Source organism: Bacillus sp. JJ1532, from assembly GCF_036965085.1.
Taxonomy (GTDB): Bacteria; Bacillota; Bacilli; order Bacillales; family Cytobacillaceae; genus Cytobacillus.
The window spans coordinates 196892-207032 of sequence record NZ_JBALOW010000045.1 but is presented as its reverse complement, the minus strand read 5'-3'; the positions used below and the strand labels follow the sequence as shown (position 1 = coordinate 207032).

Below are 10141 nucleotides of genomic sequence, written 5' to 3'. Positions count from 1 at the left end.
TTAGTATTCTATTAATGGGCTTACTTGCTGCATGTGGAACAAGTGAAGAGCCTTCATCAAATGGATCAGAGAAAAAGGAATCTGACAAGAAGACATTAATCATGGGGACATCAGGAGATTATGCTCCGTTTGAATACATCGATACAGCTAAAGGCGATGACATTATTGGAGTCGATATTGATATTGCAAAAGCTGTAACAGAAAAATTAGGTTATGAATTTGAAGTTCGTGATATGGATTTTGGCGGTTTAATTCAAGCTCTGCAATCTGGTCAAGTTGATTTCGTTATGGCAGCGATGTCTGCAACAGAAGAAAGAAAGAAAAGTGTAGATTTTAGTGAAATATACTATACATCAAAGCATATGATAGTTTCTAAAAAAGATAGTGGAATTACGAAGGTAGAGGATCTTAAAGGCAAAAAGATTGGTGCTCAATTAGGATCCATTCAAGAAGAGAAAGCTAAAGAGTTAGCTGAAACAGTGGAAATGTCTGTGGAAAACCGCAACCGTATTCCTGAATTGATTCAAGAAATTAAAGCTGGCCGTTTAGATGCAGCAATTATTGAAGATACAGTTGCTAAAGGTTACTTAGATAATAACGCTGACATCGAAGGGTTTACTGTTGAAGATGCAGATGGCGGATATGCAATTGCATTGCCTAAAAACAGCGAGCTAACAGCAGAATTTAACAATGTATTAAAAGAAATGATTGATAATGGCGAAGTAGATGCGATTATTAAAAAATGGTTTGAAGAGAAATAATATGGCTTAAGTGGCGATAAACGTTCAGAAGTAATCGGGCTTCTGAACGTTTTTGCCCTTTTGGTTTAGCTGATTGAGAGAGGACTGAGCATTCGGATGAATTTTGATTTTTCTTCCATTCTCCCTTCCCTTCCATATATTTTAAAGGGAATAACCGTAACACTCCAAATAGTAGGTTTAGCTGCATTATTAGGGTTTGTTCTAGGAATTATATTATCACTTTTTAAGATTAGCTCCATTAAACCGCTGTTATGGTTTGCAGATCTATATACTTCTATTTTCCGTGGTACGCCTTTAGTGCTGCAATTAATGATTATTTACTTTGGATCACCGCAAATTTTTGGTTATCAAATTGAACCATATTTTGCCGCTGTTCTAGCATTTGGGATGAATTCTGCTGCCTATATTTCCGAAATTATTCGGGCAGGGATTCTTGCTGTTGATAAAGGACAAAGCGAGGCAGCGAAAGCACTTGGAGTCCCATACAGCAAGATGATGCTGAATATCATTTTACCGCAGGCTTTAAAGAACATTTTGCCAGCACTTATGAATGAATTTATTACTCTAACAAAGGAATCTGCTATTGTAACAACGATTGGCGTAATGGATATTATGCGCAGGGCTTATCAGGTCGGTGCCGACAAGTTCCGCTTTATTGAACCATTGCTATTAGCTGGTCTCATTTACTATTTAATGGTTATTACTTTAACATTCCTTGGAAAAGCAGTCGAAAGGAGGATGAGACGCAGTGATTAAGGTTGAAAATTTATATAAACAGTACGGTAAGCTTGAAGTGCTGAAGGGAATTTCAACAACGATAAAGGATGGGGAAGTTGTGGCCATTATTGGCCCATCAGGCTCTGGAAAATCAACTTTTCTTCGCTGTATTAATTTTCTGGAGAAGCCAACAGCTGGTCAGATTTGGATCGGGGATCAGGATATTACAAATAAGAAAACAAATATTATGAAGGTTCGTCAAAATGTTGGGATGGTCTTTCAGCATTTTCATCTATTCCCTCATAAAACGGTGCTTCAAAACTTAACATATGCGCCTATGACGGTTAAAGGCCTTTCAAAGCAGGAAGCTGATAAAATTGGTCTTGAGTTATTAGCGAAAGTGGGGCTTTCTGAAAAGGCTTCTGAATACCCAAATCGATTATCTGGGGGACAGAAGCAGCGGGTAGCGATAGCTAGAGCCTTAGCCATGCAGCCAGATGTCATGCTATTTGATGAACCAACCTCAGCGCTTGACCCTGAAATGGTCAAAGAGGTGTTGGATGTTATGAAGTCGTTAGCACATACTGGAATGACTATGGCGATTGTTACTCATGAAATGGGATTTGCTAAAGAGGTTGCTGATCGAGTTCTATTTCTTGATGGAGGGGTGCTAGTGGAGGATGCCCCGCCAAATGAATTCTTTGCTAATCCTAAATCCGCACGTGCTCAGGATTTCTTGCAAAAAGTTCTGTAAATCATGTAGGAAAATATGTTAATAAGGAAATTACGAATAAAAAAGAAGATGATTTCTATTTGATCATCTTCTTTTTTTTGGACATAATTTGTTATGAAGCTTATAATTATTCGCATATAAAGGATTTGACTAGGAGCTAACAAACTATGAAGTTTCGTATCGGCTATCGAACGATTAAAACAGCGATTGGTACAACTGCTGCCATCATCTTAGCACAAATATTTGGTTTTACTAATTTCGCTGCAGCTGGAATTATTACCATTCTTTGTATAAAACCTACAAAAAAGATGTCACTAAGGGCATCATTAGACCGTTTTTTTGCCTGTCTTATCGCCATGCTTTTATCAGGATTGATTTTTGAAGGAATTGCTTATCACCCATTAATGATTGGTCTTTTGCTGCTATTTTTTATTCCAATTACTGTCATGCTTAAGATTAGTGATGGAATTGTGACAAGCAGTGTGATTATTTTACATATTTATGCCGCAGGGCAGGTAACGACAGAAATCATTCTTAATGAAATTGGGATTATTACCATAGGGATAGGTGTTGCGCTGATTGCAAATCTTTTTATGCCAAGCTTGGATCAGAAGCTAGGTGAATATCAAGTGCAGATTGAAGAAAATTTTAAACGGATATTCGAAGAAATTGTAATCTATCTGCGTGTAAATGAGAGTGACTGGGACGGGCTCGAAATCACGGAGACTGCGAGGCTGATTGAGGAAGCTGAGGCCCTTTCCTACAGGGATGTAGAAAATCATCTACTTCGCAATGAAAATATTTTTTATCATTATTTTAAAATGCGGGAAAAACAGTTCGAAATTATTGAACGGGTTTTGCCAATTGCTACCTCCATTTCGCATACTGTTGAACAAGGAGAAATGGTTGCTGATTTTATTGAGGAGTTATCAAAAAATATTCACCCGGGAAATACTGCCCAAATATTTTTAGACAAGCTTTATGAAATGAATGAATCATTTAAGATCATGGAGTTGCCAAAAACGAGGATCGAATTCGAAGCTAGAGCGGCTCTTTTTCAATTTACGCGAGAAATGGAAGAGTATTTATTGATCAAAAGTACAACGAAGGAGCTGCCAATTGGAAGAAAGATGCATGTTAATAATGATTAAAGTGAAAACTATCCTTTAAAAGGTTGGTGATCACATGTTTAAGCTTATTTCTTCCATGCTAATAGCACTGGCATTTTCGCCCATTTGGCCGTTAGGAGAAAATCCATTGCCTGGTGACCCTTTTATTATTGTCAATAAAAAAACGAATGAAATAGCTTTTATTCATGACAATAAAGTTCAAACAGTGATCGCTGCAGCAACAGGCAAGACAGAAGATTTAACACCTGAAGGTTTTTTTACGATTACGGTAAAGGCGAAAGATCCTTATTATCGGAAAAATGATATTAAGGGCGGTGATCCTGATAATCCTCTAGGATCAAGGTGGATAGGATTTGATGCAGCGGAAACCGATGGGAGAATTTATGGAATCCATGGCACAAATAATCCAGCATCCATTGGAAAATATGTTTCTCAAGGCTGTATCCGCCTGCAAAATGAAGCAGTCGAATCATTATATGATTTGGTTCCAGTTGGTACGAAAATATTAATTGTTTCCTCTCCGAATCATTTTGAAGATATTGGGCGTTCCTATGGGGCGATCCAATAAAAAAAGCAGTGGATTTCTAATCCACTGCTTTTTAAAATCTACTAGAAAAACATCGAGGCTCCAACAAACAATGAAGATGCCAGCATTGCAAAAATCATTAAATAAACGATGATCTTACGTGCTTTTTTATTAGACAAAAGAATTCCCCCTTTAATCTATTTTCTCCTACTTACATTTTACTAGGAAAAATCAAAATGAACAACCGCTCGATTTAGAAAGGATTTTTCGACATATTTAGAGAATACATAATATGACTGTTTTAATGCAACTTCTCGGCTTGAGAAAAGGAATCCTATTCATGATTGATGTTTCACTTTAGTATAGAAAAGATTATAATTTTAGAAGGATAGCAATTGGAGGGGAACATATGATTAAAAAGGTTGATCATATCGGAATTGCAGTTCGATCACTTGAGAAGGCATTGCCTTTTTATACGGACATTCTAAAGCTTCCTCTGCTTGGCGTTGAAGAGGTGGAAAGTGAAATGCTTAAAGTTGCTTTCCTTAAAGCCGGAGATACGAAGCTCGAGCTATTGGAGCCTACTAATCCTGAAAGCGCTGTCGCAAAATTTATCGAGCATCGTGGAGAAGGTCTTCATCATGTTGCATTAGGTGTGGAATCCATCCAGGATCGGATTAATGAAATGAAAGAAAAGGGAATTTCCATGCTGAATGATGCCCCAAAAATGGGTGCAGGTGGAGCACAGATTGCATTTATGCATCCAAAATCTACAGGAAAAGTGCTTTATGAATTTTGCGAAAGGAAAGGATGAATAAGGACCATGGCAGACATCTATGAAAAGATTAACGAATTATATGACCGCCGAAGAGAAATTGAACTTGGCGGGGGGGATGAAAGAATTGCAAAGCAGCATGAGAAGGGGAAGCTAACGGCAAGAGAGCGAATTGATTTACTAGTGGATCCAGGGACTTTCGTTGAGCTAAATCCGTTTATTGAACATCGCTGTACGGATTTTGGACTGGATGGACAGAAGGGGCCAGGAGATGGGGTTGTAACTGGGTATGGAAAAGTTAATGGCAGACCGATTTTTCTATTTTCCCAGGATTTCACGGTTTTCGGAGGAGCACTTGGTGAGATGCATGCGAAGAAAATTGCCAATGTGATGGATTTAGCTGCAAAAAATGGGGCGCCATTTGTTGGTTTGAATGATTCTGGCGGTGCGAGAATTCAAGAAGGTGTTGTGTCATTAGATGGATATGGCCATATCTTTTACCGAAATTCGATTTATTCTGGTGTGATTCCGCAAATCTCCGTCATCATGGGACCGTGTGCAGGTGGAGCAGTCTATTCGCCTGCGATCACTGACTTTGTTTTCATGGTTGAAAATACGAGCCAAATGTTTATTACAGGACCTAAAGTAATTGAAACAGTTACTGGTGAGAAAATATCTGCTGAGGATTTAGGCGGAGCAAACGTACATAATACGATTAGCGGCAATGCGCATTTTAAAGGCAAAACAGAGGCGGAAGTCATCGATCAGGTTCGCCATTTATTAAGCTATTTGCCGCAAAATAATGAGGAAAAGCCACCTATGCTGCATGCAGACAATGAAGACGATTATCGTCCGGATTTAACAGATGTCATCCCGTTCGATGCAGTACGTCCTTATGATGTACGGAAGGTTATAGAGCAGGTGGTTGATAAGACTTCCTTTATGGAGATTCATCAAGACTTTGCAAAGAACATTGTCGTTGGCTTAGCGAGAATTAAGGGTGAAGTCGTTGGTCTTGTCTGCAATCAGCCGAAATTTATGGCGGGCGGTCTTGATATCGATTCTTCTGATAAGGCAGCGAGATTTATTCGTTTCTGTGATTCCTTTAATATTCCGATTATCACTTTTGAGGATGTAACGGGATTTTTCCCTGGTGTTAAACAAGAGCATGGGGGAATTATCCGCCATGGTGCTAAAATTTTATACGCTTATTCTGAAGCAACTGTTCCAAAGCTAACCGTCATATTGCGAAAGGCGTTTGGCGGGGCATATGTGGCTTTGAATAGTAAAGCGATTGGTGCTGATCTTGTTTTTGCTTGGCCGAATGCAGAGGTTGCAGTGATGGGGCCTCAAGGGGCGGCAAATATTATTTTCGCCCGGGAAATTCAAAACAGTGAAGATCCGGAGACAACTAGAGCGCAAAAAATTGAAGAATACCGTGAAAAATTTGCTAATCCATATGTTGCGGCAAGCAGAGGAATGGTCGATGATGTCATTGACCCTCGTGAAACAAGAATCAAACTCATTCAAGCTCTCGAAATGCTGCGAAATAAGCAAGAATCCAGACCGAAGAAGAAACACGGGAACATTCCGCTTTAAAATTGGAATTGTACAATTTATAATAGACAGATACTTAACGTAAATTGGAGGAAAAAAGAATGATTAATCAGGAACGTTTACTTAATGAATTTTTAGAGCTAGTCCAAATAGATTCAGAAACAAAATTTGAAGCAGAAATTGCAGAGGTATTAAAACAAAAATTTTCTGATTTAGGTATAGAGGTTTTTGAAGATGATACTACAGCACAGACAGGTCACGGGGCAGGCAATTTGATTTGCACGCTTCAAGGAACAAAAGAGGGAGTAGACACGATCTATTTCACCTCTCATATGGATACAGTTGTTCCGGCTAAAGGGGTTAAACCATCCATTAAGGACGGCTATGTTGTTTCAGATGGTACAACCATACTTGGAGCAGATGATAAAACAGGACTTGCTGTCATGCTCGAAATCATTAAAGTTCTTAAAGAACAAAGCATCCCACATGGCACCATCCAATTTATCATTACAGCTGGGGAAGAATCTGGCCTAGTTGGTGCAAAGGCCCTTGATCCATCATTTATGACAGCAAAGTATGGCTACGCGCTTGACAGCGATGGCAAGGTTGGAAACATTATTGTTGCTGCACCAACACAAGCAAAGATGATGGCGACCATTCATGGTAAAACAGCTCACGCTGGCGTTGCTCCTGAAAAAGGGGTTTCAGCTATCACAATTGCTGCAAAAGCGATTTCAAGAATGCCTTTAGGCCGTATTGACGAGGAAACGACTGCCAATATTGGCCGTTTTGAAGGTGGAACTCAAACCAATATCGTATGCGACCGCGTGGATATTTTAGCCGAGGCCCGCTCTTTAGTAAATGAAAAAATGGAAGTGCAGGTCCGTAAAATGAAGGAAGCATTCGAAAGTGCTGCTGAAGAAATGGGTGGAAAAGCAGACGTTGAAATTAAAGTAATGTACCCGGGCTTTAAATTTGGAGAAGGCGATCATGTTGTCGAAGTTGCCAGGAAGGCTGCGGCAAAAATCGGCCGAAGCTGTGAGTTATTGAAAAGCGGTGGAGGCAGCGATGCAAATGTCATTGCTGGTTTTGGTATCCCAACAGTCAACCTTGCTGTCGGATATGAAGAAATTCACACGACTAATGAGCGTATGCCAATCGAGGAATTGAATAAATTGGCGGAAATGGTGATTGCCATCATTGAGGAAGTTGCGGCTTAATTAGACTGTGATTTAAGGCATGAAATTAATAAAAAAGCAGTGAAATTTCGTTGTGAAATTCACTGCTTTTCTTATTGTTGATAAATCCTTCAATCTGACTGACAAATTGTGAGTTTGTAAACAGCCTTAGTAATAATTGGCTGATCCATTAATGACTAGATTCCATTTGATCGACATGGATAACATGCTTGCTATTAGCCCAAATGAACAGCACGGATATGAGCACAAATACTGCCCCTACAATAAACGGGATATGAGGGTTAAACCATTCTGCTAATTTTCCAGCAAAGAATGGAGCGATTGCGCCTCCAATAAAGCGGAGGAAGCTATATGCTGCAGAAGCCGTTGACCGTTCGACTGGCGCTGAATTCATGACAGCTGTTGTGATCAAAGTGTTATTATTTCCTAATAAGGCTCCAGCACAAATAACTGCAGCAATCACTACCCATTGAGTGGATGTCCATATTCCCATAATGAATAAAACGAGGGCAAATAAAATTAGCATCGCACACATAGATTTGACTGTTCCAAATTGCTTCTGCAGCTTTGGCGCCATAAAAACAGAGGTAACTGCAAGCAAGATCCCCCATCCAAGGAATACTAGGCCAAGTCCATGTTCGTCAAGACCCATGACAAATGGTGCAAAAGCCAAAAGGGTGAAGAATCCGAAGTTATACAGCATGGCAGTGATCCCAAAAACAAATAGGGAGCGATGCTTCAAGGCGCGAAATGGATCCATTAAAGACGTCTTTGGACGGGCAGCGCTAATTGTTTTTGGCTTCGGCATCAACGTAATGAGGCCAATAAAGGCAATAATCATTAACACAGCTACCCCAAAGAAAGGACCTCTCCACGACATGCCGCCGAGCCAGCCGCCAATAAGTGGCCCTACAGAAATACCAAGTCCAATTGCTGCCTCATATAAAATAATGGCATTTGCAGTACCGCTCGTTGAAAGGGATACGATGGCTGCTAATGCTGTTGCAACAAAGAGGGCATTTCCAAGACCCCAGCCTCCCCGTAGCCCAACTAGCTCCCAAATTCCGTTTGAAAATCCGCCAAGTGCTGAAAATATGGCAATAATGATAATTCCAGTAAGCAACGTCCATTTAATGCCAAGTCTGGACGAAATCATGCCAGTAATGAGCATTGCGACCGCCATGACAGCATTATAGCTAGTAAATAGAAGGGAAACTTCACTTGGTGTGGCATTTAAGTTCTTAGCAATCGCAGGTAAAATGGGATCAACTAGCCCAATTCCCATAAAGGCAATAATACAGGCAAAGAAGACTGCCCAAACAGATTTTGGTTGTTTAAGAAGACTCGTCTTTTCCCCTTCTGCTTTTGCCGTAGAAGCTGATTGAGTTATTGATGACATTCTCACATCTCTCCCTTTATTTTATAATTTCGTAAAAAACAAGTTTTTATTAGCTTGCCGATGAATATAAATAGTTGTATTATGAAACTATATTATTGTATTATACAACTATTTTTCAAAGTGTCAATATTGTCCTAAGCAAAAGCTTTCAATTTTTTAGAAATGAAAATAGCTTATGATATAATTAGTACAGATTATTAGTTATTGCGAGGTAGTAAAAATGGATGAGCAAGAATTGGAAACCATTGAACTTGAATTGGCAATCCTAATCCGGCGGACCACATCATTTTCAAATCATAAGAAACTTGGTAATCTTGATCGTTCAGCCTATTTATTATTGCATCAAATAAATGCCCATAATGGATCTGCTGGTGTAAAAGTATTGGCAGAAGAGTTCCAGCTAGATATATCAACTGTAAGCAGACAAACAGCATCGCTTGAGAAAAAAGAATATGTAATTAGAATTCCTGATCCATTAGACGGGAGGGCTTATTTCCTTCAAATTACCGATTTAGGGAAAAAAGAATTGTTTCAATATAAAGAGGCACGAATGGAGAGGGTGTCTGAAGTAATTGAAAGTTGGCCTGACGAGGATAGGAAGTCATTTGGCCGCCTTTTGAAAAAATTTAATCGCTCTGCAATTAATAAATAGGAAATTTTAATTAATTATTAAGAATATATCCTTCAAAAAACTTCTTCCCTTTAGTAATATATACATAGGGGAAATTATCCGCTACACGAGGAGGGGTTGCATTTGGAAGAGACGAATAAAGTTGTTGTGTTTCAAGTTGGAAATGAAGAATATGCGATTCCAATCCGATTTGTCATTTCAATAGAAAAAATAGAAGGAATTACGCCGATCCCTCATCTGCCTGAATATGTGAATGGAATTTTTAAAGTAAGAGGAGATCTGATTCCTGTTATCGATTTTGAAAGAGTTCTATACAATCAGCCTACATCGCCAAATGAAACAACAAAGATTATTGTATTGCAGACAAATGATCTGTCAATCGGAGTAATTGTCAAGGATGCCAAGGAAATCATTGATATTCCGCCTGATAAATTAAAGCAGCTTGGGCTTATCGCATACAAAAAAACAACCTATTTTACGGGTGTTGCTAATTTAGATTCTCGCATTATTACCTTAATAGACCCTTCGCAAATGGTTCAATCATTAGAAGGAATCAAGCAAATTCAAGATTTTATGAAATCACAGAAAGTTACATAATATTTTCAAACAGGGGATGAATGGCCATCCTCTGTTTTTTTTATTATCCTTGCAAGATGAAAGGAGCCTTATTGATTTGGTAAAATAATAGCAGAATAAGTAAAGGGAAGTGTCAG

At 39.0% G+C, this 10141-nt stretch carries 12 protein-coding genes; 10 read left to right on the top strand and 2 right to left on the bottom strand.

Going from position 1 to position 10141, the window contains the following annotated elements; genetic code table 11:
• The first annotated feature begins 5 nt into the window (after positions 1-5).
• The 5 genes from V7122_RS16430 to V7122_RS16410 all read left to right on the top strand — a co-directional run bounded on the left by V7122_RS16430 (position 6) and on the right by V7122_RS16410 (position 3909).
• Positions 6-761, top strand: coding sequence for a transporter substrate-binding domain-containing protein (locus V7122_RS16430; protein WP_438824791.1), 756 nt, complete (start codon positions 6-8; stop codon positions 759-761).
• Between the two features lie 96 nt (positions 762-857).
• The gene (locus V7122_RS16425) at positions 858-1517 is read left to right on the top strand and encodes an amino acid ABC transporter permease (RefSeq protein WP_335347710.1); all 660 of its coding nucleotides are present in this window, start codon (positions 858-860) and stop codon (positions 1515-1517) included.
• Positions 1510-2232: an amino acid ABC transporter ATP-binding protein gene (locus V7122_RS16420; RefSeq protein ID WP_335527590.1), complete on the top strand. Its 723-nt coding sequence runs from the start codon at positions 1510-1512 to the stop codon at positions 2230-2232. Before V7122_RS16425 ends, V7122_RS16420 begins: the two co-directional genes overlap by 8 nt.
• Before the next feature lie 146 nt (positions 2233-2378).
• A complete protein-coding gene (locus V7122_RS16415) occupies positions 2379-3362 on the top strand; it encodes an aromatic acid exporter family protein (protein ID WP_335355262.1) in 984 nt (327 codons plus the stop codon).
• Positions 3363-3396: 34 nt separating this feature from the next.
• Positions 3397-3909, top strand: coding sequence for a L,D-transpeptidase (locus V7122_RS16410; protein ID WP_335355261.1), 513 nt, complete (start codon positions 3397-3399; stop codon positions 3907-3909).
• A 41-nt stretch (positions 3910-3950) separates the two neighbouring features.
• Here the strand turns inward: V7122_RS16410 and prli42 are convergent, their stop codons facing one another.
• Positions 3951-4046: a stressosome-associated protein Prli42 gene (gene prli42, locus V7122_RS16405; protein WP_315665429.1), complete on the bottom strand. Its 96-nt coding sequence runs from the start codon at positions 4044-4046 to the stop codon at positions 3951-3953.
• A 230-nt stretch (positions 4047-4276) separates the two neighbouring features.
• Between prli42 and mce the strand changes: the two genes are divergently transcribed.
• The 3 genes from mce to V7122_RS16390 are packed head-to-tail and all read left to right on the top strand — an operon-like array spanning position 4277 to position 7419.
• On the top strand, positions 4277-4681 hold the full coding sequence (gene mce / locus V7122_RS16400) for a methylmalonyl-CoA epimerase (RefSeq protein WP_335347713.1): 405 nt from the start codon (positions 4277-4279) through the stop codon (positions 4679-4681).
• Between the two features lie 9 nt (positions 4682-4690).
• Positions 4691-6241, top strand: coding sequence for an acyl-CoA carboxylase subunit beta (locus tag V7122_RS16395; RefSeq protein WP_335347714.1), 1551 nt, complete (start codon positions 4691-4693; stop codon positions 6239-6241).
• 59 nt (positions 6242-6300) lie between these two features.
• Entirely contained in the window at positions 6301-7419 is a 1119-nt protein-coding gene (locus V7122_RS16390) for a tripeptidase T (protein ID WP_335355259.1), read from the top strand.
• 148 nt (positions 7420-7567) lie between these two features.
• Here the strand turns inward: V7122_RS16390 and V7122_RS16385 are convergent, their stop codons facing one another.
• Positions 7568-8797: an MFS transporter gene (locus V7122_RS16385; protein WP_335347716.1), complete on the bottom strand. Its 1230-nt coding sequence runs from the start codon at positions 8795-8797 to the stop codon at positions 7568-7570.
• Between the two features lie 220 nt (positions 8798-9017).
• On the opposite strand from V7122_RS16385, the gene V7122_RS16380 reads away from it, so the two are divergent.
• Both V7122_RS16380 and V7122_RS16375 read left to right on the top strand, forming a co-directional pair.
• Positions 9018-9449, top strand: coding sequence for a MarR family winged helix-turn-helix transcriptional regulator (locus V7122_RS16380; protein ID WP_335347717.1), 432 nt, complete (start codon positions 9018-9020; stop codon positions 9447-9449).
• Positions 9450-9551: 102 nt separating this feature from the next.
• On the top strand, positions 9552-10025 hold the full coding sequence (locus tag V7122_RS16375) for a chemotaxis protein CheW (protein WP_335347718.1): 474 nt from the start codon (positions 9552-9554) through the stop codon (positions 10023-10025).
• Positions 10026-10141 lie beyond the last annotated feature (116 nt).